Raw genomic sequence first — 23,998 nt, forward strand, 5'->3', positions numbered from 1 at the left:
AGTCTGAAACACCCCTATCCAGAAACCACTGCACATCCCCTGTGGGAGCGGGCTTGCTCGCGAAAGCGCAGTGTCAGGCAACATCCTTGTTGAATATGAAATTGCTTTCGCGAGCAAGCCCGCTCCCACATTTTGATCCCTGTTACTCCAGTGGCATCACCGTCACCCGAACTTCCGGGTCGTGGTTCCCTCCCCCAAGAATCACCCCCCGCAACGGCGACACATCGGAAAAATCCCGGCCCCAGGCCAGGGTGATGTGCTCCAGTGCCGGCTGCACATTGTTGGTCGGATCGAAATCCACCCACCCCAGCACCGGGCAAAACACTGACACCCAGGCATGGGAGGCGTCGGCGCCGATCAGTCGTGGCTGGCCCGGCGGTGGCTGGGTCAGCAGGTAGCCGCTGATGTAGCGCGCGGCCAAGCCCCGGGAGCGTACGCAGGCGAGCATCAGGTGGGCAAAATCCTGGCAGACCCCGCGCCGACGCTCCAACACTTCTACCAGCGGCGTCGCCACCTGAGTCGCTTCGGCATCGAAGGTGAACTCTCTGAAGATTTTCTCCATCAAAGCCTGAACGCCGAGCAACAGCGGCCGCCCCGTCGGGAAGCAGCTCTCGGAAAATTCGACGAAGTTGCGCTTTAGATGCACGTAAGGTGATTCGAAGCGGTAACGGCAGGCTTCAAGCAATTCGGGCGACAGCGGCTGACTGCTGTAAGTCAGCGCGCTACGGGTGTCTTCCCATGGGGGTGAAAGATTGAAGTCCAGCACGGGCCGGGGAAGTACCTCGATCGTGAGGCTGGCATTGACCAGCAGCTCATCATGAGGACGTTCAAACGCCAGCCGGGTCAGCGGATTGCCGAATACATCCAGTTCATCGCGGCGCGAGGTCGGCTGCGGACTGATCTGCAATTGCCGGTCGGTGCAGCGCTGCCAGGCACAAGGCCGCGGCCACAAATGCGCCAGTTGCTGGGCCAGGGACACCGGGCTGTCGTAGTGATAATGGGTGTCGTGGAAAATCTGGTAGTGAGCGCTCATCAGACGGACACCGTGCGCTGGCTGACATCATCGACATGGGCGAAATGCCGCAGCGCCAGGCGATCGGAAACCTGCCCGCTGGCGTCGGCGATCTCTTGCAGCAGCGCGGCCAGCCCCTCGATGGCAGCGCGAACACTCGCGTCGCCGAACAGCGGGTTTTCCAGGCAGCCCAGATCGAATCGCGCCAGACGCTCGACCAATTGCGGCAGCGCTGCTTCACGCGGCACGCCAAAGTCATCGTTGAGGCGTTTGAGTGTGCGGGTCACCAGTTTCAATTGGAACAACACGGCGTGAGGGTTCTGCTCGTCGAGCAATAGCAGGTCGAGCACCGGGATCAGCTGCGCCACCGCCAGGTATCGAGAACGGTAAGTGATGCTGCTGTTGCCCAGCTCCAGCAACCACTCCAGCCCGGCCTGATCGAAAACCCCGGCGCCCCGCAGGAACGCCGCCAGGCTGCCGCTGAGAAATTGCAGGCGTTCGATTCGCCGACCAATCATCAGGAAACGCCAGCCTTCATCCCGGGTCATGTCGTCCAGGGCAAAGCCGGACAGCGCCGCCAGGGACATCACCAGACGATTGAGAAAATCCAGCAACTCACCGAAATCCGGCTCTTCGGTTTCCAGCTCCATGGCTTCGCGCTGCAACTCCACCAGCGCCTGCCAGTTTTCCCGCGAGAGCTTGCCGCGCACCTGCGAAGCAGCCCACTGCAAGCGTTGCAGGTTGGAACGCAGACTGAACGGCCAGTCATCGCCGAGCAGCGCCGCCAACAGGCGTTCCGGCAACTCGCCCTCCTCGGGCAGCAACATCAGCCGTTCGCCGAGGTCCACCGCTGCCTGCAGGGCTTGCGGGTCGTCGCCGTCGACATAGCGCGCCAGCATGATGCGCAGTAAACGGGCGCTGTCGTCGCAACGCTCGCAATAACGACCAAACCAGAACAGGTTTTCCACCACCCGCGACGGCAAGTACGGATCGCGCCGCACCAGGTCATGCACACCGATGTTGCGTTGGGCCTTCCATTGTTCGCCGCTCGGCGCACGATCGCCCAGCACCCAGGTGTCTTTACTGGCGCCGCCGCGCTGCATCGACACCACTTCGGCATCGGCTTGGGCGGCGACCCGGGTCAAGCCACCGGGCAGTACCCGATATCCCTCGCGGCTGGCCACTGCATACACGCGCATGCCGATGGCACGGGGTTGCAGTTGACCGTCTTCGGCTTGCCAGATCGGCGCCTGGGACAATTGCGCAAGTTCTTGCGCCACATAGGCATAAGGACGCGCCTGCATGCGCTCTGCGAGCTCGTTGCGCTGCTTATCACTCAAATCACGGCCAAATACCGGTGCAAAGCTCTGGGACGGAAACGCCGGTTTGATCAGCAGCTCTGGAAGTTTCTCCAGGGCCTGGGCCAATACCGGCGCTTCGCCGCACCACCAGGTGGCGATGGACGGCAGGATCAGTTCTTCGCCGAACAGGAATTGATTGATCTTCGGCAGGAAACCCAACAGACCAGGCGACTCCAGCACACCGCTGCCGAGGGCGTTGGCCACCAGCACCCGCCCCTGCCGCACAGCCTCAAGCAGCCCCGGCACACCAAGGGCCGAGTCGGTACGCAGCTCCAGCGGGTCGCAGAAATCATCGTCGAGCCGGCGCATGATCGCGTGGACCCGACGCAGGCCACTCAGGGTCTTCAGGTAGACCGTGGCATCGCGCACCGTCAGGTCGCCGCCCTCCACCAGCGGATAACCGAGCTGACGAGCCAGATACAGATGTTCAAAATAGCTTTCGTTGAAACGCCCCGGTGTCAGCAGCACCACCAACGGTGCGTCTCCGTCACTCGGGGCCTGACGGACCAGGGTTTCCTGCAAGGTGCGGAAGAACCCGGCCAGGTGCTGCACTTTCAGATCACGGTACAGCTCGGGAAAGGCCCGGGACACAATCGTGCGGTTTTCCAGCGCATACCCGGCTCCTGAAGGCGCCTGGGTACGATCCGCCGTCACCCACCAACGGCCATCGGGTGTGCGCGCCAGATCCACGGCATACAGATGCAGAAAGGCTCCGTCAGGCGGACTGATGCCCTGACAGGGCCAAAGGAAGTTGTTGTGACCGAACACCAGCTCGGCGGGCAGCAGACCTTCGGCGATCAGCCGTTGCGGACCGTAAAGGTCAGCCAGCACGGCATTGAGCAACCGCGCCCGCTGAGCGATGCCGGCCGACAACTGTTGCCACTCCTCAGCCGCGATGACATGGGGCAGCAGGTCCAGCTCCCACGGCCGGTCCGCGCCCTTGGGGTCTGCATAGACGTTATAGGTAACGCCGTTTTCCTGAATCTGCCGGGTCAGCAGGGCCTGACGCTGCACCAGTTGTGCCGGCGTGCTGCGTTGCAACTGTTCGAACAGCCGGCGCCAGTGCGGGCGCACGGCGCCACTGTCGTCGAGCAGTTCGTGATAGGTGCCCGCCGTCAGCGGGTAGCGGTCTAGCAGGTCAGGCATGGAAAGCTCGGCAGACAGCAATGAACGGTCAGACTAACGCAGGCTCGTGACGCCCGGATATACGAAAAATCCGAGCGTCGCGTACGGTTTAGAAACGTCGCAAATCGAGTGTCATCGGCAACTCGTCGCTGATTTCCAGATTGGGTACAGGAAACTTTCCCGGCGTGTGTCCGATGCGGAAAAAGCGCGCCATTCGCCGGCTCTCCGCTTCGTTGGCATTCACCGGCAAACTGTCGTAGTTGCGCCCGCCCGGATGGGCGACGTGGTACTGGCAACCGCCCAGCGAGCGCTGCATCCAGGTGTCGAGCAGGTCGAACACCAGGGGCGCGTGGACCGCAATGGTCGGTTGCAGGCAGTTAGCCGGTTGCCAGGCACGGAATCTCACGCCCGCGACGAATTCGCCTACACGCCCGGTGGGCTGCAATGGCACCGGAATGCCGTTGCAGGTCAGCAGATATCGCTGGGGCGGCAAGCCGCTGAGTTTGACCTGCAAACGCTCCAGCGAAGAATCCACGTAGCGCACCGTACCGCCCATGGCGCCCTCTTCGCCCAGCACGTGCCAGGGCTCGAGCGCCTGGCGCAGTTCCAGCGCAATGCCGCTGACGGCGTAGTCGCCAACCTTGGGGAAGCGGAATTCCAGATGCGCGGCGAACCATTCGGCCCGCACCGGATAACCGGCGGCGTTGAGGTCGACGATGACATCGGCGAAGTCTTGCTCGATAAAGTGCGGCAACAGGAAGCGATCGTGCAGCTCCGTGCCCCAGCGCGCCAGTTTCGGCGGCGCATAGGGCTCGCGCCAGAACCGCGCAACCAGCGCCCGCAGCAACAATTGTTGCGCCAGGCTCATGCGCGCATGGGGCGGCATCTCGAACGCACGTAGCTCCAGCAATCCGAGGCGCCCGGTGGCACCGTCCGGCGAATAGAGTTTGTCGATGCAGAACTCGGCGCGGTGGGTGTTGCCGGTTACATCGATCAGCAGGTTGCGCAGCAGTCGATCCACCAGCCATGGCGGACACTCCTCACCCGCTTCAGGCATCTGCGCGAAGGCGATTTCCAGCTCGTACAAGGCATCGTTGCGCGCCTCATCGACCCGCGGCGCCTGGGACGTCGGGCCGATGAACAATCCGGAAAACAGGTAGGACAGCGACGGATGGTTATGCCAGTAGCTGATCAGGCTGCGCAGCAGATCCGGGCGACGCAGAAACGGCGAGTCCCCCGGTGTCGCGCCACCCAGCACGAAATGGTTACCACCGCCCGTGCCGGTATGGCGGCCATCGATCATGAATTTTTCAGTGGTCAGCCGAGTCTGGCGCGCTTGTTCGTAGAGGAATTCGGTGCGTTCGACCAGCTCATCCCAGGTCGCGGACGGCTGCACGTTGACCTCGATCACCCCCGGATCCGGGGTGATGCGCAAGTTGCTCAGGCGTGGATCGCTCGGCGGTTCATAGCCCTCCAGCAACACCGGGCACATCAGCTCTTGCGCGGTGGCTTCGATGGCGGCGACCAGCTCGAGGTATTCCTCGACCCGTTCCAGCGGCGGCATGAACAGGTACAAACGGCCTTCCCGCGCCTCGGCACAGAGCGCCGTGCGGGTCAGCCAGTCGGCGGATTCGTCGAACTTCGGTGTGCGCTCCTGCACCTTGGCAGTCTCGCCCTGGCTTTGCAGTTGCGCGGTATCGGGCAGCGGCGGGAAGTCTTGATTCGGGTCCCGTGGATGAATAAACGGATATTCAGCCGCTTTCACCCACGGCTGCGAACCCAGCGGCAAGCGATAACCCAGCGGCGAGTCCCCCGGGACCAGTCGGCAGTGCTCGTCGCGCAGATACCAGCGGCCACTCTGCCACTGATCGCCCTTGGCGGTGCGCGCCAGCGGAAGGACCTGGCCGATGACCTTGTCCAGGCCTTGACTGAAGACCTTGCGCAGGCGCTTACGCTCCAAAGGCTCTTCCAGGCGTGAGTCTTCGGCGCTGACGTTTTGCGGCAACATTCCTTCGCGCCAGAGGTAATAGAAATTGTCTTCGTAGGCCGGGAACACAAAGCGTGTCGGAATCTTCAAGCGTTCGGCGACACTCGCCAGAAAACGCCCGGCCAGCGCACCGTCGGCGCCATAATCCTCCTGCTCGTCGGCGATCAGCGCGCTGTTGTGCCAGATCGGCACGCCGTCACGGCGCCAGTAGCAATTGAGCGACCAGCGCGGCAGTTGCTCGCCGGGATACCACTTGCCCTGCCCGAAATGTACCAGCCCCTGGGGCGCGTAGTGCTTGCGCATGCGCTGGAACAGTTCGGCGGACAACCGTCGTTTATCCGGCCCCAGTGCCGCGGTATTCCACTCGGCGCCGTCCGGGTCATCAATGGACACAAAGGTCGGCTCGCCGCCCATGGTCAGGCGTACATCGCCTTCCAGCAGATCGGCATCGATCTGCCGGCCCAGGGTTTGAATCGCCTGCCACTGGTCGTCGGTGTAGGGCTTGGTGACCCGTGGTGCTTCCCAAATCCGCTCCACGGACATTTCGTGGCTGAATTCGCACTCGCACGGTTCCACCAGGCCACTGATCGGCGCCGCAGAGGACGGATCGGGACTACAGGCCAACGGAATATGTCCTTCACCAGCAAACAGCCCGGAGGTCGCATCCAGGCCGATCCAGCCGGCACCGGGCAGGTACACCTCGCACCAGGCGTGCAGGTCGGTGAAATCCACTTCGGTGCCGGACGGGCCGTCGAGACTTTTGACGTCGGCGGTCAACTGGATCAGGTAGCCCGACACGAAACGCGCCGCCAGTCCGAGGTTGCGCAGCAGTTGCACCAGCAACCAGGCGGAATCGCGACACGAACCGGAGGCCTGGTCGAGGGTGTGCTCAGGTGTTTGTACGCCGGGCTCCATGCGGATCAGGTAGTCGATGTCTTCGCTCAAACGCTGGTTGAGCGCGACGAGAAAGTCCACGGCGGGTAACGGTGTGCGGTCGATGCCGTCCAGGTAGGCCTTGAACTTCGGCGTCAGGGGCAGGGTTTCCAGGTACGGCGCCAGCTCCTTGCGCTCATCCGCGGCATAGCTGAAGGGGATTTTTTCCGCGTAGGGTTCGAGGAAGAAGTCGAACGGATTGAAGATCGCCATTTCGGCCAGCAGATCGACTTCGATTCGCAACTCTTCGGTTTTTTCCGGGAACACCAGCCGCGCCAGGTAATTGCCCTGAGGGTCCTGCTGCCAGTTGATGAAGTGCTGTTCGGGGGAGACTTTCAACGCATAGGACAGAATCCGCGTGCGGCTGTGGGCGGCGGGACGCAGGCGAACGATCTGCGGGCCGAGTTCGACAGCGCGGTCATAGCGGTAATGCGTGACGTGGTGCAATGCGACATGAATCGACACGGCGTGCCTCCTGCGAGCCTTGAGCGTATTGGAAAGCGCGCAAGACTTATGCCATCCAGCAATGCTGGCGCTTTCCTCGGTTGCCTGAGGCAGTACAGCACCAATATCGGGCGATGCGCAGAATTGGCTTGCAAGAGTTGCACGTATTTGTGGCGTTCAGCTGCATAGTCGCTGCCAAACCCGGCCTCTTCGCGAGCAAGCCCGCTCCCACAGGGATCTGCTGCGAACACACAATCGCGGGCAACCTCGAACACTGTGGGAGCGGGCTTGCTCGCGAAGAGGCCAGTTGCCACACCCCACTTTCAGGCTGTGATACAGCCTTTACTCCTCCAGAAACGCAAAACGCCAACCCGAAGGTTGGCGTTCTGTTCAGTTCAAGCGAGGCTTAGCGCGGCACGACCGGCTTGCGGGTCGGCTTTGGCCCTTTGCCTTTGGCCGCATCCTTGCGTTCCTTGGCCGCCTGCTGGTTGCGGGCGAACGCCGCAGCCTTGGCCTGTTCGCGCTTGTCCCACGGGTTGCCGCCATCGCTGGCACGCGGTGGCAGGCCGGTGTGCTGGGTCAGGATCTTGGTGGTCTTTTCCCCTGCAACCTTATGGCTGCCCGCCGGCGTCGAGTTCTTGCGACGGGCGCTCTGGTAGCTGTCAGTCGACGGCTGATGCAAAGGAATCAACTGGTTCTTGCCCGGCCCGATCAGGTCGGCGCGGCCCATGCGGGTCAGTGCCTCACGCAGCATCGGCCAGCCTTTCGGGTCGTGATAACGCAAGAACGCCTTGTGCAGACGACGCTGCTCCTCGCTCTTGACGATGGTCACCGCGTCACTCTTGTAGGTGACCTTGCGCAGCGGGTTCTTGCCCGAGTGGTACATCGCGGTGGCGGTGGCCATCGGCGACGGGTAGAACGCCTGCACTTGGTCGGCACGGAAGCCGTTGCCCTTGAGCCAAAGGGCCAGGTTCATCATGTCTTCATCGGTGGTGCCCGGGTGGGCGGCGATGAAGTACGGAATCAGGTACTGCTCCTTGCCCGCTTCCTTGGAGTACTTCTCGAACATGCGCTTGAACTTGTCATAGCTGCCGATGCCCGGTTTCATCATCTGGTTGAGCGGACCTTCCTCGGTGTGTTCCGGGGCGATCTTCAGGTAGCCGCCGACGTGGTGGGTCACCAGTTCCTTGACGTACTCCGGCGATTCGACCGCGAGGTCATAGCGCAGGCCGGAAGCGATCAGGATCTTCTTCACACCCGGCAATTCACGGGCACTGCGGTACAACTGGATCAGCGCCGAGTGGTCGGTGTTCAGGTTCGGGCAGATGCCAGGGAACACGCACGATGGCTTGCGGCACGCGGATTCGATTTCCGGGCTCTTGCAGGCAATGCGGTACATGTTCGCGGTCGGGCCGCCGAGGTCGGAGATCACGCCGGTAAAGCCCGGAACCTTGTCACGAATTTCTTCGATTTCGCGAATGATCGACTCGTGGGAACGGTTCTGGATGATCCGGCCTTCGTGCTCGGTGATCGAGCAGAAGGTGCAGCCGCCGAAGCAGCCACGCATGATGTTCACCGAGAAACGGATCATGTCGTAGGCCGGGATTTTTTCCTTGCCATACGCCGGGTGCGGAATGCGCGCGTAAGGCATGCCGAACACGTAGTCCATTTCTTCGGTGGTCATCGGAATCGGCGGCGGGTTGAACCAGACGTCGACTTCGCCGTGCTTCTGCACCAGCGCACGGGCGTTGCCCGGGTTGGTTTCCAGGTGCAACACGCGGTTGGCGTGAGCGTAGAGCACTGCGTCATTACGGACCTTTTCCACCGACGGCAGACGAATCACGGTCTTGTCGCGGGTCATGCGCGGGCTGGCCAGGATCTGCACGACCTTGGCTTCCTGCGGATCTTCAACCGGACCTTTTTCCTGCTCGATGGCGCAGGCCTGGGTGTCCTGGGTGTTGACGTACGGGTTGATGATCTTGTCGATCTTGCCCGGACGGTCGATACGCGTGGAGTCGACTTCGTACCAGCCTTGCGGCGTGTCACGACGGATGAACGCGGTGCCGCGCACGTCGGTGATGTCTTCGATCTTGTGACCGTAGGACAGGCGCTGGGCGACTTCGACAATCGCACGCTCGGCGTTACCGTACAGCAGGATGTCGGCGCTGGCGTCGATCAGGATCGAGTTGCGCACACGGTCCTGCCAGTAGTCGTAGTGGGCGATGCGGCGCAGGGACGCTTCGATGCCGCCGAGCACGATCGGCACGTGCTTGTAGGCTTCCTTGCAGCGCTGGCTGTAGACCAGGCTGGCGCGGTCCGGACGCTTGCCGGCCAGGCCACCCGGCGTGTACGCGTCGTCGGAACGGATTTTCTTGTCCGCTGTGTAGCGGTTGATCATGGAGTCCATGTTGCCGGCCGCGACACCGAAGAACAGGTTCGGCTCGCCGAGCTTCATGAAATCGTCTTTGGACTGCCAGTTCGGCTGGGCAATGATCCCGACGCGGAAGCCCTGGGACTCCAGCAGCCGGCCGATGATCGCCATGCCGAACGACGGGTGGTCGACGTAGGCATCACCGGTGACGATGATGATGTCGCAGGAATCCCAGCCGAGCTGATCCATCTCCTCCCTGCTCATGGGCAGGAACGGCGCTGGCCCGAAACATTCGGCCCAGTACTTGGGATAGTCAAATAACGGCTTGGCTGCTTGCATGTCGATAACCGGTGTTGGCTTTCATTGAATTTCGCGGGCGCGGAATATAGCACAAATTTTGACCAATTCCGACGGCCATGGTCGGAAATTGCGCACAACCCATGTGGGAGCGGGCTTGCTCGCGAAGGCAGTGTGTCAGTCGACATAGATGTTGCCTGACACACTGCCTTCGCGAGCAAGCCCGCTCCCACAGGTTATTCGTCGTCGTCGAAGTTATAGCTACCCGGCGCCAGGTTCTCGAAGCGGGTGTACTTGCCGATGAACGCCAGGCGGATAAAGCCGATCGGCCCGTTACGCTGCTTGCCGATGATGATTTCGGCGATGCCCTTGTGCTCGGTCTCCGGGTGATACACCTCGTCGCGGTAAACGAACATGATCACGTCGGCGTCCTGCTCGATCGCTCCGGATTCCCGCAAGTCGGAGTTCACCGGGCGTTTGTTTGGCCGTTGCTCCAGGGAACGGTTGAGCTGCGAGAGCGCCACCACCGGACAGTTGAATTCCTTGGCCAGGGCTTTCAGGGATCGGGAGATCTCGGAAATCTCGTTGGTCCGGTTGTCACCACTGGAGCCCGGGATCTGCATCAGTTGCAGGTAGTCGATCATGATCAGGCCGACATCGCCGTGTTCACGCACCAGACGGCGGGTCCGGGCGCGCATTTCCGACGGGCTGATGCCGGCGGTATCGTCGATGAACAGCTTGCGGTCGTTGAGCAGGTTGACCGCCGAGGTCAGGCGCGGCCAGTCGTCATCTTCCAGCTGGCCGGAACGGACCTTGGTCTGGTCGATACGCCCCAGGGAAGACAACATACGCATGATCAGCGATTCACCTGGCATCTCGAGGGAGTAAACCAGGACGGCCTTCTCGCTGCGCAACACGGCGTTTTCCACCAGGTTCATCGCAAAGGTGGTTTTACCCATGGATGGACGGCCAGCGACGATGATCAGGTCGGACGGTTGCAGGCCGCTGGTTTTCTCGTCGAGGTCGGTGTAGCCGGTGGACAGGCCGGTGATGGCGTTGTCGGTGTTGAACAGGGTGTCGATGCGGTCGATGGCTTTGGTCAGCAGGTCATTGACGCCCACCGGGCCACCGGTTTTCGGTCGGGCCTCGGCGATCTGGAAGATCTGCCGTTCAGCCTCGTCGAGAATCTCGGCGGCAGTGCGGCCTTCAGGGTTGAACGCGCTGTCGGCGATTTCGGTACTGATACCGATCAGCTGGCGCAACGTCGCCCGTTCGCGAACGATCTGCGCATAGGCCTTGATGTTGGCGACGGACGGGGTGTTTTTCGCCAGTTCACCGAGGTAACCGAGGCCACCGACTTGCGAAGTCTGACCTTCCTTGTCCAGTTGCTCGGACAGGGTCACGACATCGATCGGCATGTTCTGATCGGCCAGCTTGGCGATCGCACGGAAAATCAGGCGGTGGTCATGTCGATAGAAATCGCCGTCGGAGACTTGATCGAGCACGCGTTCCCAGGCGTTGTTGTCCAGCATCAGACCACCGAGCACGGCCTGTTCGGCCTCGATGGAGTGCGGCGGCACCTTCAGGGCGGCGGTTTGCAGATCGTATTGCTCGGGAGCGGAGATATCGTTCATGGCCACTTGTGTTTTGGGTGATGAAAAGCAGGGGGTTCAGAAAGACAAAGGGCACGACCTGTAAACAGGATCGTGCCCGATGTTACCGGCAAGCACCCGAGGGTGCCAGCCGACAAGTGCTGCTTAAGCTGCTACCACGACAACGCGTACGGTGGCTTCAACTTCGGCGTGCAGGTGCACGGCTACGTCGAATTCGCCTACGTTGCGGATGGTGCCGTTCGGCAGACGAACTTCGCTCTTCTGCACTTCAACGCCGGAGGCGGTCAGTGCGTCAGCGATGTCGTGAGTACCGATCGAACCGAACAGCTTGCCTTCGTCGCCAGCGGTGGCAGTGATGGTCACTTCCAGCTCGGCCAGTTGGGCAGCGCGGCTTTCAGCCGATGCTTTGCGATCTGCTGCAGCTTTTTCCAGCTCAGCGCGACGCTCTTCGAACGCAGCCAGGTTGGCTGGGGTCGCAGCGGTAGCTTTGCCGTAAGGCAGCAGGTAGTTACGACCGTAACCAGCCTTAACGTTCACTTTGTCACCCAGGTTGCCCAGGTTGGTGACTTTTTCCAGAAGGATCAGTTGCATGTGAAAATCCTCTTAACTTTTAACCTTCACCGTTCGCGTTATCGGCATCTTTCGGTGCCGAACGACCGCGAAAATCAATCAGGCTGTCGACGATGGCCAGGACCACCAGCAACGGATAGATCAGTTGCATGAACAGCAACAGCGTCACGTACAACCCCACCAGCCAGAACCTGGCCAGTCGCTTCTGCGCCACCAACCCGTGAATCAGGGCCAGCCCGGCGAACACCAGCGGTACGCTGCACAACGGCGTCAACATGGCCATCTGTGAACCGAGATTCGGCCCCAGAAGCATGCACGCCAGCAGCAACATCGCCGGCAACAGCGGGATGCGGATGGCGCGAAACTCGCGACCAAAACCGCCCGGGTTGTACAACAACGCCTGCCAGTAACGCCCGACAAGCAGGCTCAGCAAGCTGACGATTTGCAACAACGCCGCAATCAGGCCGGTCAGGACCGGTGCAATCAGGGACGCGAAACGCGCTTGTTCGTCTACCGACAACTTCTGGTAGACATCACCGAGTAGCGACGGCATGACTTTGATCAAAGCCTGCGCCAGCATCTCGATCTGGGGAGCAAAAGCTGTCCCCAACACCACTGAAAACACCACCCCCATCGCTATGCTGACCAGCAGCACGCGGTTCCAGGACTCGCTTGCGCGCAAAACCAACGCAAGGCTCGCAGACCCCAGCAGCACCAGAAGTGCCCGTGGGTCGTCGGAGTAAAGCCACCAGGCCAATGCCGGCAGCAGTCCCAGAGCAAGAACGCCCAGGGCGTCCCGCAATCCGCGCCGCAGGAGCACAAGGCATCCGGCGGCAGCACCCAACCAATACAACAACGGCAATGCCGCGCATCCAGCCACTACCAGAGTGGCCTGCATACGGCCGCGCATGATGAACTCAGCTATGGCCCGCATGCATTCAATCCTTTGCTACGTGTCGACTGCCCGGTCTCAGCGGCCGTGGCTGTCGGTGTAGGCCAGCAGGGCCAGGAAGCGGGCGCGCTTGATAGCGGTGGCCAGCTGACGCTGATAACGAGCTTTGGTACCGGTGATGCGGCTTGGAACGATTTTGCCGGTCTCGGATACGTAGGCTTTCAGAGTGTTGAGATCTTTGTAATCGATCTCTTTCACGTCTTCAGCGGTGAAGCGGCAGAATTTACGACGACGGAAGAAACGTGCCATGTAATTGGCTCCTTAAAAGGTCCGTGGATTACTCGTCAGCGTTATCGCTGTTGTCGCTGTCATCACTATCAGCGCTTTCAGCGCCTTCGTGCTCAGGACGGTCGCGACGCTCACGGCGCTCACTGCGGTTTTCTTCAGCCTTGAGCATCTCGGACTGGCCGGTAACGGCTTCGTCGCGACGGATGACCAGGTTACGGATCACTGCATCGTTGTAGCGGAAGTTGTCTTCCAGCTCGGCCAGGGCCTTGCCGGTGCACTCAACGTTCAGCATCACGTAGTGAGCCTTGTGAACATTGTTGATTGCGTAGGCCAGTTGACGACGGCCCCAATCTTCCAGACGGTGGATTTTGCCGCCGTCTTCTTCGATCAGCTTGGTGTAACGCTCAACCATGCCGCCGACTTGCTCGCTTTGATCCGGGTGGACCAAAAAGATGATTTCGTAATGACGCATGAATGCTCCTTACGGGTTGTAGCCTGCCGCTCAAAAGCGGTCAGACAAGGAGTGAATGACACTTATGGACTTGCGGACGCTAGACACGTTGGTGCCTGCCATCACAGCAAGGGGCGCAATTGTAGAGAAGGGGCGAGGGAGGCGCAAGGTAATTGGCGATTATTTGAACAGTCCGTTCGAACCACCAATCTTCAACATAACGCATAACCAATGTGGGAGCGGGCTTGCTCGCGAATGCGGTACTACATCCAACATCTTTGCTGAATGTTACTCCGCTTTCGCGAACAAGCCCGCTCCCACATTTTGATTGCGTCGAGCTTAGGACTTCTTGGCAGCAGCCTTGGCTTTGACACTGCGCTGACGCTGCGCTTCGAACAGGCAGACACCCGTCGCCACGGAAACGTTGAGACTGCTGACGCTACCGGCCATCGGCAGGTTGACCAGGTAGTCGCAATGCTCGCGGGTCAGGCGACGCATGCCCTTGCCTTCGGCACCCATGATCAGGATGGTCGGGCCGGTCAGATCCTGGTCATACAGGCTGACCTCAGCTTCACCGGCCGTACCGACAACCCACAAGCCGCGCTGCTGGAGCTTTTCCAGGGTGCGCGCCAGGTTGGTCACGGCAACCAGCGGAATCACTTCCGCCGCACCGCAGGCGATTTTTCGTACAACCGGAGTCAGAGTCGCCGACTTGTCCTTCGGCACGATCACGGCCAGCGCGCCCGCCGCATCGGCGGAGCGCAGGCAGGCGCCGAGGTTGTGCGGATCGGTCACGCCATCGAGCACCAGCAACAACGGTGCGCCGTCGGTGCGATCGAGCAGCTCGTCGAGCATCGCCTCGCCCCAGACCTGGCTCGGACTCACGTCCGCGACCACACCCTGGTGCACGCCTTCAACCCAGGCGTCCATTTCACGGCGCTCGGCCTGGCCGACCTGGACCCGGTTTTCGTTGGCCAGTTCGATCAGTGTCTGGACCCGAGGGTCATTGCGACCTTCGGCCAACCAGATCTGCTTCACGCGTTTCGGGTGGTGACGCAACAACGCTTCTACAGCATGTACGCCGTAGATCTTTTCCAACTGACTCATGGCTTGGCCTTAGGTTTACGCGCCCCGCCACTCTTGGCTGGAGCCGAGCCCGCTTTTGGCGGGCCTTTACGATGTTTGCTCGGTTTGGCTGGCTTGCCGCCGACAGCCTTGTCAGGCGTCGACCGACTGGTCTTTCCCCCAGACGCCGCTTTACCGCCGCTTTTCGCACCGGCGAGCAACGCCTGCTTCATTTCACGACTTTTGCGCACTTCGGCGTTTTTCGCCGCTGCATCGCTCGGGCGATAGGCCTCTACAGCCTTTTCCTTGGCAGGACGACGACCGGTTTTCGCCGGGGCCGGTTCTGCTTCGACTTTCGCAGCGGGTGCCGTGCTTTCGGTACCACGCTTCTTGCGGCCGATCGGCGCGCTGATGGTTTTCTCGGCCATCTCGAAGTCGATCTTGCGTTCGTCGAGGTCGACGCGCATGACACGCACTTCCACGGTATCGCCCAAGCGGAAGCTGCGACCGGTACGCTCACCGGCCAGGCGGTGGTGCACAGGATCGAAGTGGTAGTAATCGCCCGGCAGCGCGGTGACGTGCACCAGGCCTTCGACGTAGATATCGGTCAGTTCGACGAACAGACCAAAACCGGTCACGGCGGTGATCACACCCGGGAACGACTCGCCAACGCGATCTTTCATGAACTCGCACTTGAGCCAGTTCACTACGTCGCGGGTCGCTTCGTCGGCACGACGCTCGCTCATCGAGCACTGCTCGCCGAGTTGCTCCAGGGCCGCTTCGTCGTACGGATAGATGCGCGCTTTCGGAATGGTCATCGCACCGGCACGGCGAACGTGCGGGGTGTTCTGCTTCGAATGGATCACGCTGCGAATCGCCCGGTGCGTGAGCAAGTCCGGGTAGCGGCGAATCGGCGAAGTGAAGTGGGTGTACGCCTCGTAATTCAGGCCGAAGTGGCCCTGGTTGTCGGCGCTGTACACCGCCTGGCTCAACGAACGCAGCATGACAGTCTGGATCAGGTGGAAATCCGGACGATCCTTGATGCCGGCCAGCAGTGCCTGGTAATCCTTCGGCGACGGACCATCCTTGCCTTTGTGCAGGGACAGGCCGAGCTCGCCGAGGAACGCGCGCAGCTTTTCCAGGCGCTCCGGTGGCGGGCCATCGTGAACGCGATACAACGCCGGAATTTCGTGTTTCTTCAGGAATTCGGCGGTGGCCACGTTGGCCGCCAGCATGCACTCCTCGATCAGTTTGTGCGCATCGTTGCGCACGGTCGGACGAATTTCGGCGATCTTGCGCTCGGAACCGAAGATGATCCGGGTTTCCTGGGTTTCGAAATCGATCGCGCCACGTACGTGACGGGCCGCCAGCAACACCTTGTACAGCGAGTACAGCTGCTTGAGGTGCGGCACCACGTCGGTGTATTCACCGCGCAGCTTGCGCCCTTCGGTGGCTTTCGGCGTTTCCAGCATCGCGCTGACCTTGTTGTAGGTCAGGCGCGCATGGGAGTGAATCACCGCTTCGTAGAAGCAGTAGTCGGTCATTTCACCGGACTTGGAGATGGTCATCTCGCAAACCATGGCCAGGCGATCGACTTGCGGGTTCAGCGAGCACAAACCGTTGGACAGCTGCTCAGGCAGCATCGGAATCACGCGCTCGGGGAAGTACACCGAGTTGCCGCGAACCTGCGCTTCGGCATCCAGCGCCGAACCGAGTTTCACGTAGCTGGATACGTCGGCAATCGCCACGTACAGCTTCCAGCCGCCCGAGAACAGGCGCAGCTTGCCCGGACGGGCTTCGCAATAGACCGCATCGTCGAAGTCGCGGGCATCTTCGCCGTCGATGGTGACGAACGGCAGATGACGCAGGTCGATGCGTTTCTCTTTGTCTTTCTCTTCGACTTCCGGCTTGAGCTTGCCGGCTTCCTTGAGCACGGCGTCAGGCCAGACGTGAGGAATGTCGTAGGTACGCAGGGCAACATCGATTTCCATGCCCGGCGCCATGTAGTTGCCCACGACTTCAACCACGTCGCCTTGCGGCTGGAAGCGTGGCGTCGGCCAGTGAGTGATCTTCACTTCGACGAACTGACCGATCTGCGCGTTGGCGTTACGACCCGGCGTCACCAGCACTTCCTGCTGGATCTTCGGATTGTCCGCAACCACGAAACCGATGCCGCCCTCTTCGAAGTAGCGGCCGACGATGGTTTCGTGAGCGCGGGACACCACTTCGACGATCATGCCTTCGCGGCGACCGCGACGGTCCAGGCCGGATACCCGGGCCAGGGCACGGTCACCATCGAACACCAGACGCATCTGCGCCGGGCTCATGAACAGGTCGTCACTGCCGTCGTCCGGCACCAGGAAGCCGAAGCCGTCGCGGTGACCGCTGATGCGACCCAGGATCAGGTCAAGCTTGTCCACCGGTGCATAAGTGCCGCGACGGGTATAGATGAGTTGAGCATCGCGCTCCATGGCGCGCAGACGGCGGCGCAGGGCTTCGATCTGGTCTTCTGTGGTCAGACCAAACTCTTCGACCAGTTGCTCGCGGTTAGCAGGCGAACCTCGATCAGCAAGGTGCTGAAGGATCAGTTCGCGGCTAGGAATAGGGTTTTCATATTTTTCCGCTTCACGAGCGGCCTCGGGATCGAGGGACTGCCAATCGGCCATTAGAGAGTTTTCACCTTGTCTATATGCGGGTTAGTTTGGCATAGGCGTAATGAAACGGGAAATTTCAAGCTAAGACGACCCATCTAAAGCCCTGTATCGACACCTCAAAGCTGAATTGCAGACCGTTGGTGAATTTTTTCAGGTTTTTTTGAGGCCGGGGGTTTACAGTTAAAAAGACGCTCCGTATAGTGCGCGCCATCGACGACGGACAACGTTGCCGATACTGCCCAGATGGTGAAATTGGTAGACACGCCAGCTTCAGGTGCTGGTGACCGCAAGGTCGTGGAAGTTCGAGTCTTCTTCTGGGCACCAATTTCGAGCTTGAGATTAGTTCAATTTCAAGGCTCACACAAAAACCCGCGAAAGCGGGTTTTTGCATTTTTGACCACTGGTTTATTAATTTTAAAATCAGGGGTTTACAGATCAAAACGCTCTCCGTATAGTGCGCCACATCAACAGCGGCAACGCTGAAGATGAATGCCCAGATGGTGAAATTGGTAGACACGCCAGCTTCAGGTGCTGGTGACCTTACGGTCGTGGAAGTTCGAGTCTTCTTCTGGGCACCAATTCAAATTCAAGGTTACGACCTTGGATTTCACAAAAACCCGCGAAAGCGGGTTTTTGCGTTTCTGGCATTTGAAAACATCCCCTCTCCCTTGTAGGAGCGAGCTTGCTCGCGATGGTTGCGCAGGCAACGCATTTCTCCAGACACCCCTCGTTTTCGTTCACGCCCATCGCGAGCAAGCTCGCTCCTACAGGATTTATCGGCGCATTTGAGAAACAATATCGTTTATCATTGTTACAAGTTTTTGCAATGTGACAGTGAGGAACCCTGCGAATGATGTTTCGAAATACCCTGCGCCGCGGCCTGATCACCACCCTCCTCGGCCTGGCACTCGCCACTCCCCTCACCCAAGCCGCCGATCCGGTTGCCCTGACCCTCTACAACGGCCAGCACAAAGAAGTCGGCGACGCGGTCGCCAAGGCCTTCGAAGCCAAGACCGGGATCCACGTCAATGTGCGCAAAGGCAGCAGCAACCAGCTCGCCAGCCAGATCGTCGAAGAAGGCGATCGCTCCCCCGCCGACGTGATCTACACCGAAGAATCGCCACCCCTGAACAAACTCGGCGAACAAGGCCTGCTGGCCAAGACCGATGACGCCACACTGGCCGTTCTGCCCAAGGAATACGTCGCCGGTAACGGCACCTGGATTGGCGTGACCGCCCGGGTGCGCGTCGTTGCGTTCAACCCCAAGCTGATCGATGAAAAAGACCTGCCGACCTCGGTGATGGAATTCTCCGATCCGAAATGGCAAGGCAAGGTCGGCTTCGTACCCACCAGCGGCGCCTTCCAGGAGCAAGCGGTCGCGATCATCAAGGTGCACGGCATGGACGCAGCCGAAGAGTGGCTGACCGGTCTGCGAGCATTCGGCAAGACCTACAGCAACAACATGGTTGCGCTGAAAGCGGTGGAAAATGGCGAAGTCGCCACCGTACTCGTCAACAATTACTACTGGTTCGCCCTGCAGCGTGAAAAAGGCCAGCTCGACTCGAAACTGCATTACTTCAGCGGTGGCGATGTCGGCGGACTGATCACGGTTTCCAGTGCTGCGGTGCTCAATTCCAGCAAACACCCCAAGGAAGCACAGCAGTTGCTCGCCTACATGGCCAGCGAGGAAGGCCAGCGCGTGATCACCCAGACCACCGCCGAATACCCGCTGCACAAAGGCATGGAGTCTGATCGCGGACTCAAGCCATTCAGCGAGTTGCAAGCGCCGAAAGTCACGCCAGCCGACCTCGGCAATGCCGAAGAAGCCCTGGACCTGGAACGTGACGTTGGCTTGAACTGATGAGCGCATCGCTATCTGCCACCAGCCTGCGCAGCAACAACGCACCCCGCCGCAAGCGTCCACCGATAGGGTTGATGTTGCCGGTCTTGCTGCTGGTCGTCCTCAGCTTCCTGCCGCTGGCCTATGTCGGACTCAAAGCCTGGCAAGCAGGTTGGGCAGAAGCACTGCATTTGCTATGGCGACCTTATGTGTTCGGCTTGCTGCGCAACACACTCGCATTGATGATTGGCGTCACCATTGTTTGCGGGGTGATCGGCTTGTCGCTGGCCTGGTTGCTCGAGCGCAGCAATCTGCCGGGCCGACGACTGTGGGGCGTGATTCTCTGCCTGCCGTTTGCCGTACCGGCCTTTGTCAGCAGCTTCACATGGGTTTCCCTCAGCGCTCATTTCGAAGGGCTCGGCGGTGCGATCCTGGTGATGAGCCTGTCCAAGTATCCGTTGATCTTTCTGCCCGTGGCGGCAACCTTGCGCAATCTCGATCCGTCCCTGGAAGAGTCGGCTCGCACGCTGGGGCAAAATCGCTGGGGCGTGTTCTTTCGCGTCACCCTGCCCCTGCTCTGGCCTTCGCTGCTGGCGGGTTCGTTGCTGATTGCCCTGCACATGCTGGTGGAGTTCGGCGCCTTGTCGATCATCGGCCTGCAAACCTTCACCACGGCGATCTATCAGCAGTTCGAGTTGGAGTTCAGCAATGCCAACGCGGCGATGCTCTCCGCCGTACTGCTGATGTTGTGCCTGGCGCTGCTGTGGCTGGAGCTGCGCGTGCGCGGCAAGGGTCGACACGTGCGCACCGGACAGGGTGCGGCGCGACGCGCGGAACAGGTTCAACTGGGACCCTGGGCTGTGGCGGGACAGCTTTATTGCCTGTTGCTGGCAATCATTGGCAGCGGGATTCCGCTGGGGATGCTGGTCTACTGGTTGGCGGTAGGAACATCGGCAGCCTTTCCCGTAGCGGCAATCGGCGAAGCATTGCTGTCGTCCCTCGCTCTGTCGCTGGGTGGCGCTGCTCTGTGCCTGGTGCTGGCGGTGCCGGTCGGCCTGCTGGTCGTGCGCTACAAAGGCCAACTGGCGATCTGGGCCGAGCGCCTGCCCTATCTGCTGCACGCGCTGCCGGGGCTGGTTATTGCCCTGACCCTGGTGTATTTCGCCCTGCACTACGTGCCGATGCTTTACCAGACTTCGGCATTGCTGCTGATCGCCTATGCCCTGCTGTTTCTGCCGCTGGCCCAGGCGCCGATCCGCACCGCCCTGAACAAGGCGGCACCGCAGCTTGAGGAGGCGGCGCGCACACTGGGAGCCTCGTCATTCAGTGCCTTCTGCCGAGTGACACTGCCGATTATTTTCCCGGCGCTGGGGGCGGCTTTTGCCCTGGTGTTCCTGGATGCGATGAAGGAGCTGACGGCGACCTTGCTGCTGAGCCCCACCGGACTCAATACACTGGCGACGGAAGTCTGGGCGCATACCGCGAATGTGGAGTTTGCGGCGGCGGCGCCTTATGCGGCGTTGTTGATATTGGTGTCAGGGTTGCCGGTCTATTTGCTGACGACCCGGATGTATCTGAGTCGCTGAAACCGCTTTCGCGAGCAAGCCCGCTCCCACAGTGGTCCTCTGTCGAACACAAATATGATGTTCACAAAGAGCCAATGTGGAAGCGGGCTTGCTCGCGAAGGGGCCGGCACCAACAACCGATCAAGCCCTGAACTGCCCCAGGCTCGCCTTCAACTGCGCCGCCAGACCATCGAGCACCTTGCCGCTCGCCGTAGTCTCCACGACAGCTTGCGCCGCTTTCTCGGCCTGGGCATGAATGGTCTGCACCCGCCCCCGAACTGCCTGCGCGCCCTGCGCCTGATGCGCTGCAGCCTGGGTAGCCAAACCGATCGCCGCATGGACCTGCTCGACGGATGCCTGCACCGACTGCTGCAACCGCGCACTGTCACGCAGCACCAGTAAACCCTCACTGGCCTGGCGCCCGGCCTGACCGATCGCCGCCACCGCCTCACGCGCACCTTGCTGCAAGGCCACGATGTGCGCCTGAATATCGCCGGTGGAGCTTTGCGTCTTGCTCGCCAGCGCCCGCACCTCATCGGCCACCACGGCAAACCCGCGCCCGGTCTCGCCGGCACGCGCCGCCTCAATCGCTGCGTTCAGCGCCAGCAGGTTGGTCTGTTCGGCGATGCCGTGAATCACCGTCAGCACCACCTCAATCTGCTCACTTTGCTGCGCCAGGCGCTCGATCACTTGCGCGCCAGTGTTGACCTGACCCGCCAACTCCTCGATCAGGCTGCCGACTTTCGCCGAGGTCCGGGTGTTTTCATCGGTGGCCTGACGAATGTCCACCACCTGCTTCAGCGCCGCCTGCATGGCATGGCTTTCCGACTGCGCCTCATCAGCCATTTGCGACAAGGCGCGCAAACTCTCCGCCACCTCGTCGCGCTGCATGCCAGCCGCCGCGTCCGCACCGGCGTTGCGCAAGGTCATGGCGCCGATCTCCACGCCGGTACGCTGGGCGACATCCCCCGCCTCACGCACGATCGGCTGCAACTTATCCACAAAGCGATTGACCGCCGAGGCCATGTCGCCGATTTCATCCTTGCTGTTGATCTGCACACGCTTGGTCAGATCACCCTCGCCCGCCGCCAGGTCATCCATGGCAACGATCAGCATTTTCAGGCGATTGACCACTCGGCGACCGAGCACCACCGCCAACAACAGCAGGACACCGAAGCCCACCACCGCCAGACACACGCCGATGCGCCAGCGCAATGTCGTAGCAGCTTCCTGCACGGTGCTGGTGGTATTGGCCTTCATTTCCGCCGCCGTGGACTGCGCCGACTGCAGACGCGAGCGCATGGCCGTTGCGCTGTCAGCAGCCGCACCCTTGAGGCTGTCGCCCACCAGTTGATCGCTGCTGGCGATCAACGCCGAGAAGCGCTTGTCGAGGGCCGCCAGATCAGTCTCCACGGAAGCCGTCGAGACCCCCATCAGGACCTTGCCGATTTCTACGCCGTTAGGATTGATCGGGGCCTCGATGTAGAACACCGAAGGATCGTTCTTCGCCGCATCCAGCACCTTGTCCAGCGCACGCTCGCCCTGGCCTTTTTCCAGCAGCGCCTTGTTGATCGGGTTTTCCCGATTGAGGTAGCGCGTCAGGTGCTGGCCGGTGGCGTCGTCATACACCACGAACAGCACATTGGGATTGCGCTGGGCCCGGCGGGCGAACTCGGAAAGTGTCGGAATGTCGTTGTCCCACATGGCGCGAGGCGCGACGGAAGCCAGAAGCTGTGCCATGTCGCTGGCGGAGTCCTTCAGGTCCTTTTCCAGGGCCGAACGCAATTGCGCCTGCTCCTGCTCAAGACGCGAGGACAAACCGGCGGTCAGGCGCTGACGCGTACTGGTAGAGAGACTGTCGAGGCTCGATGTGACTTCGCGTCCCGCCTGCTCAAGCTCAGCGGAAAGCTTTTGACTGTCCGCGCCCAGGCGCAGGCCCAGATCGGCTTCCAGCGCGGTCACCGTGCTCCGGGTCAGAGCGACAGCTACCAGCACCTGCACCAAAAGGGCGATACCAAGGGTAACGAACACGGGCCGCAACAAACGGCTCTGTAACAATGAGAGAACGGCCGACACTTGATATCCCTCTGCAAAAGCGCCATTAAATTGATGGCACGCCAAAAGTGACGTTTTAGGCAAAGCTAATAGCAAAGGTCATGCCGTCCAGCAGGCATAAACGACAAAGGCCCCAATTAAGGGGCCTTTGTGTTTTACATCAACGACTTATCAAGCAAACGGATGGCGCAGGACGATGGTTTCGTTGCGATCCGGGCCCGTCGAAATAATGTCGATCGGCGCGCCGATCAGCTCTTCGACGCGCTTGATGTAAGCACGGGCGTTAGCTGGCAGCTCTTCCAGGGTTTTGGCACCCACGGTCGATTCGGTCCAGCCCGGCACTTCTTCGTACACAGGCTGCAGGCCCACGTAGCTGTCAGCATCAGTCGGGGCAACGGCCTTGCCTTCTGCATCTTTGTAGCCGACGCAGATGTTGATGGTTTCCAGACCGTCGAGTACGTCCAGCTTGGTCAGGCAGATGCCCGAGATGCTGTTCACATCGATAGCGCGACGCAGGATAACGGCGTCGAACCAGCCACAACGACGGGCACGGCCGGTAGTCGCGCCGAACTCGTGACCTTGTTTAGCCAGGTGCGCGCCGACTTCGTCGAACAGTTCCGTCGGGAATGGACCCGAACCTACACGGGTGGTGTAAGCCTTGGTGATGCCCAGGATGTAGTCCAGGAACATAGGGCCGACACCCGAACCGGTAGCAACGCCGCCAGCGGTGGTGTTGGAACTGGTCACGTACGGGTAGGTACCGTGGTCGATGTCCAGCAACGAACCTTGTGCGCCTTCAAACATGATGTCTTTGCCAGCACGACGCAGGTCGTGCAGCTCGGCAGTCACGTCCAGCATCAGCGGCTTGAGCAGCTCAGCGTAGTCTTTGCACTCGGCCAGGGTCTTGTCGAAGTCGATGGCTGGTTCTTTGTAGTAACCAACCAGCATGAAGTTGTGGTAATCCACCAGTTCACGCAACTTGTCTTCAAAGCGCGGCATGTTGAGCAGGTCGCCAACACGCAGGCCACGACGTGCAACCTTGTCTTCGTATGCCGGGCCGATGCCACGACCGGTAGTACCGATCTTCAGCTCGCCACGGGCCTTTTCACGGGCCTGGTCCAGCGCAACGTGGAAGGACAGGATCAGCGGGCAGGACGGGCTGATACGCAGGCGCTCGCGCACCGGTACGCCCTTCTCTTCCAGCTTGGTGATTTCCCGCAGCAGAGCGTCGGGTGCAACCACCACGCCGTTGCCGATCAGGCACTGCACGCCTTCGCGCAGCACGCCCGACGGAATCAGGTGCAAGACGGTCTTCTCACCGTCGATCACCAGGGTGTGGCCAGCGTTGTGGCCACCCTGGTAGCGCACTACGGCGGCAGCATGTTCGGTCAGCAGATCAACGATCTTGCCTTTGCCCTCATCACCCCATTGGGTGCCCAGGACTACGACATTCTTACCCATAACACTTGTCCTCA

The 23,998-nt window shown here is 60.8% G+C and carries 15 protein-coding genes and 2 tRNA genes; 4 read left to right on the forward strand and 13 right to left on the reverse strand.

Features of this window, described 5'->3' with window-relative positions:
• Nucleotides 1-142 precede the first annotated feature (142 nt).
• The 11 genes from KGB29_RS25345 to rnr form a co-directional block, all read right to left on the reverse strand.
• The gene (locus KGB29_RS25345; RefSeq protein ID WP_150813607.1) at nucleotides 143-1,033 is read right to left on the reverse strand and encodes a transglutaminase N-terminal domain-containing protein; all 891 of its coding nucleotides are present in this window, start codon (nucleotides 1,031-1,033) and stop codon (nucleotides 143-145) included.
• Entirely contained in the window at nucleotides 1,033-3,519 is a 2,487-nt protein-coding gene (locus KGB29_RS25350) for a circularly permuted type 2 ATP-grasp protein (RefSeq protein ID WP_154861118.1), read from the reverse strand. Before KGB29_RS25350 ends, KGB29_RS25345 begins: the two co-directional genes overlap by 1 nt.
• 88 nt (nucleotides 3,520-3,607) lie before the next feature.
• Nucleotides 3,608-6,883 carry a DUF2126 domain-containing protein gene (locus KGB29_RS25355; protein ID WP_154910361.1) on the reverse strand — a complete coding sequence of 1,092 codons (3,276 nt, stop codon included), beginning with the start codon at nucleotides 6,881-6,883 and terminating at the stop codon, nucleotides 3,608-3,610.
• A 385-nt stretch (nucleotides 6,884-7,268) separates the two neighbouring features.
• Nucleotides 7,269-9,572: a YgiQ family radical SAM protein gene (locus KGB29_RS25360; RefSeq protein ID WP_007994999.1), complete on the reverse strand. Its 2,304-nt coding sequence runs from the start codon at nucleotides 9,570-9,572 to the stop codon at nucleotides 7,269-7,271.
• A gap of 194 nt (nucleotides 9,573-9,766) precedes the next feature.
• Nucleotides 9,767-11,164, reverse strand: a complete 1,398-nt coding sequence (dnaB, locus tag KGB29_RS25365; protein ID WP_007915846.1) for a replicative DNA helicase — start codon at nucleotides 11,162-11,164, stop codon at nucleotides 9,767-9,769.
• A gap of 123 nt (nucleotides 11,165-11,287) precedes the next feature.
• Nucleotides 11,288-11,734 carry a 50S ribosomal protein L9 gene (gene rplI, locus KGB29_RS25370; RefSeq protein WP_007973276.1) on the reverse strand — a complete coding sequence of 149 codons (447 nt, stop codon included), beginning with the start codon at nucleotides 11,732-11,734 and terminating at the stop codon, nucleotides 11,288-11,290.
• Between the two features lie 19 nt (nucleotides 11,735-11,753).
• Nucleotides 11,754-12,647, reverse strand: coding sequence for a hypothetical protein (locus tag KGB29_RS25375; protein ID WP_056725445.1), 894 nt, complete (start codon nucleotides 12,645-12,647; stop codon nucleotides 11,754-11,756).
• 36 nt (nucleotides 12,648-12,683) lie between these two features.
• On the reverse strand, nucleotides 12,684-12,914 hold the full coding sequence (gene rpsR, locus KGB29_RS25380) for a 30S ribosomal protein S18 (RefSeq protein ID WP_002551829.1): 231 nt from the start codon (nucleotides 12,912-12,914) through the stop codon (nucleotides 12,684-12,686).
• Between the two features lie 28 nt (nucleotides 12,915-12,942).
• On the reverse strand, nucleotides 12,943-13,365 hold the full coding sequence (gene rpsF, locus KGB29_RS25385; protein WP_008048087.1) for a 30S ribosomal protein S6: 423 nt from the start codon (nucleotides 13,363-13,365) through the stop codon (nucleotides 12,943-12,945).
• A 318-nt stretch (nucleotides 13,366-13,683) separates the two neighbouring features.
• Nucleotides 13,684-14,451 carry a 23S rRNA (guanosine(2251)-2'-O)-methyltransferase RlmB gene (gene rlmB, locus KGB29_RS25390; protein ID WP_007973273.1) on the reverse strand — a complete coding sequence of 256 codons (768 nt, stop codon included), beginning with the start codon at nucleotides 14,449-14,451 and terminating at the stop codon, nucleotides 13,684-13,686.
• Nucleotides 14,448-17,075, reverse strand: a complete 2,628-nt coding sequence (gene rnr, locus KGB29_RS25395; protein WP_056725446.1) for a ribonuclease R — start codon at nucleotides 17,073-17,075, stop codon at nucleotides 14,448-14,450. Before rnr ends, rlmB begins: the two co-directional genes overlap by 4 nt.
• Before the next feature lie 225 nt (nucleotides 17,076-17,300).
• On the opposite strand from rnr, the gene KGB29_RS25400 reads away from it, so the two are divergent.
• From KGB29_RS25400 to KGB29_RS25415, 4 genes are all read left to right on the forward strand, one after another.
• Nucleotides 17,301-17,387: transfer RNA gene (locus KGB29_RS25400), tRNA-Leu, on the forward strand.
• A 167-nt stretch (nucleotides 17,388-17,554) separates the two neighbouring features.
• Nucleotides 17,555-17,641: transfer RNA gene (locus KGB29_RS25405), tRNA-Leu, on the forward strand.
• 272 nt (nucleotides 17,642-17,913) lie between these two features.
• Nucleotides 17,914-18,924, forward strand: coding sequence for an extracellular solute-binding protein (locus KGB29_RS25410; RefSeq protein ID WP_154910359.1), 1,011 nt, complete (start codon nucleotides 17,914-17,916; stop codon nucleotides 18,922-18,924).
• Nucleotides 18,924-20,489 (forward strand): ABC transporter permease, encoded by a 1,566-nt coding sequence (locus KGB29_RS25415; RefSeq protein ID WP_154910358.1) that lies wholly within the window; start codon nucleotides 18,924-18,926, stop codon nucleotides 20,487-20,489. The genes KGB29_RS25410 and KGB29_RS25415 overlap by 1 nt, the downstream gene beginning before the upstream one ends.
• Before the next feature lie 120 nt (nucleotides 20,490-20,609).
• On the opposite strand, the gene KGB29_RS25420 is transcribed toward KGB29_RS25415, so the two are convergent.
• Nucleotides 20,610-22,544 carry a methyl-accepting chemotaxis protein gene (locus tag KGB29_RS25420; RefSeq protein WP_150811890.1) on the reverse strand — a complete coding sequence of 645 codons (1,935 nt, stop codon included), beginning with the start codon at nucleotides 22,542-22,544 and terminating at the stop codon, nucleotides 20,610-20,612.
• Nucleotides 22,545-22,694: 150 nt separating this feature from the next.
• Nucleotides 22,695-23,984, reverse strand: coding sequence for an adenylosuccinate synthase (locus KGB29_RS25425; protein ID WP_057712238.1), 1,290 nt, complete (start codon nucleotides 23,982-23,984; stop codon nucleotides 22,695-22,697).
• Nucleotides 23,985-23,998: the final 14 nt, after the last annotated feature.

The organism is Pseudomonas sp. BF-B-30, assembly GCF_019956305.1.
Lineage (GTDB): Bacteria > Pseudomonadota > Gammaproteobacteria > Pseudomonadales > Pseudomonadaceae > Aquipseudomonas > Aquipseudomonas jessenii.

Bases quoted from the DNA above. Each gene is read 5' to 3' on its own strand.
- KGB29_RS25345 (WP_150813607.1), bottom strand. From the start codon at position 1,033: ATGAGCGCTCACTACCAGATTTTCCACGACACCCATTATCACTACGAC.
- KGB29_RS25350 (WP_154861118.1), bottom strand. From the start codon at position 3,519: ATGCCTGACCTGCTAGACCGCTACCCGCTGACGGCGGGCACCTATCAC.
- KGB29_RS25360 (WP_007994999.1), bottom strand. From the start codon at position 9,572: ATGCAAGCAGCCAAGCCGTTATTTGACTATCCCAAGTACTGGGCCGAA.
- dnaB (WP_007915846.1), bottom strand. From the start codon at position 11,164: ATGAACGATATCTCCGCTCCCGAGCAATACGATCTGCAAACCGCCGCC.
- rplI (WP_007973276.1), bottom strand. From the start codon at position 11,734: ATGCAACTGATCCTTCTGGAAAAAGTCACCAACCTGGGCAACCTGGGT.
- KGB29_RS25375 (WP_056725445.1), bottom strand. From the start codon at position 12,647: ATGCGGGCCATAGCTGAGTTCATCATGCGCGGCCGTATGCAGGCCACT.
- rpsR (WP_002551829.1), bottom strand. From the start codon at position 12,914: ATGGCACGTTTCTTCCGTCGTCGTAAATTCTGCCGCTTCACCGCTGAA.
- rpsF (WP_008048087.1), bottom strand. From the start codon at position 13,365: ATGCGTCATTACGAAATCATCTTTTTGGTCCACCCGGATCAAAGCGAG.
- rlmB (WP_007973273.1), bottom strand. From the start codon at position 14,451: ATGAGTCAGTTGGAAAAGATCTACGGCGTACATGCTGTAGAAGCGTTG.
- rnr (WP_056725446.1), bottom strand. From the start codon at position 17,075: ATGGCCGATTGGCAGTCCCTCGATCCCGAGGCCGCTCGTGAAGCGGAA.
- KGB29_RS25410 (WP_154910359.1), top strand. From the start codon at position 17,914: ATGATGTTTCGAAATACCCTGCGCCGCGGCCTGATCACCACCCTCCTC.
- KGB29_RS25415 (WP_154910358.1), top strand. From the start codon at position 18,924: ATGAGCGCATCGCTATCTGCCACCAGCCTGCGCAGCAACAACGCACCC.
- KGB29_RS25425 (WP_057712238.1), bottom strand. From the start codon at position 23,984: ATGGGTAAGAATGTCGTAGTCCTGGGCACCCAATGGGGTGATGAGGGC.